Raw genomic sequence first — 522 nt, 5'->3', positions numbered from 1 at the left:
CCTTTTTGGAGCCAGCCGCCTAAGGTGGGACAGATGATTGGGGTGAAGTCGTAACAAGGTAGCCGTATCGGAAGGTGCGGCTGGATCACCTCCTTTCTATGGAGAATTGATAAGCGCTGCTTATCAATATAAGTTTCCGTGTTTCGTTTTCGTTTAGTTTTGAGAGTTCAATTCAGTATTGACTCTTAAATGAGGATATGATATAAATAAATCCTGCAATTTGTATGGGCCTATAGCTCAGCTGGTTAGAGCGCACGCCTGATAAGCGTGAGGTCGATGGTTCGAGTCCATTTAGGCCCACCATACATTTTGGGGCCTTAGCTCAGCTGGGAGAGCGCCTGCCTTGCACGCAGGAGGTCAGCGGTTCGATCCCGCTAGGCTCCACCAAAAAGCTATTTTAAATAGCAAATGGTATGTTCTTTGAAAACTAGATAACAGTGTAGCTCATATTTTTTAATTTTTAGTTTGGTTAAGTTAGAAAGGGCGCACGGTGGATGCCTTGACACTAGGAGTCGATGAAGG

The 522-nt window shown here is 45.2% G+C and carries 2 tRNA genes and 1 rRNA gene; all 3 read left to right on the top strand.

The window, feature by feature from the left end:
- Positions 1 to 96: ribosomal RNA gene (locus ACTFN4_RS30410) — 16S ribosomal RNA — on the top strand; the annotation flags it as partial.
- A gap of 130 nt (positions 97 to 226) precedes the next feature.
- Positions 227 to 303: transfer RNA gene (locus ACTFN4_RS30405), tRNA-Ile, on the top strand.
- An 8-nt stretch (positions 304 to 311) separates the two neighbouring features.
- Positions 312 to 387, top strand: a tRNA-Ala gene (locus ACTFN4_RS30400).
- The last annotated feature ends 135 nt before the right edge of the window (positions 388 to 522 follow it).

Origin of the sequence: Bacillus cereus group sp. MYBK95-2, from assembly GCF_051915225.1 — a bacterium.
GTDB lineage: Bacteria > Bacillota > Bacilli > Bacillales > Bacillaceae_G > Bacillus_A > Bacillus_A cereus.
This window is presented reverse-complemented; position numbering and strand designations above follow the sequence as displayed.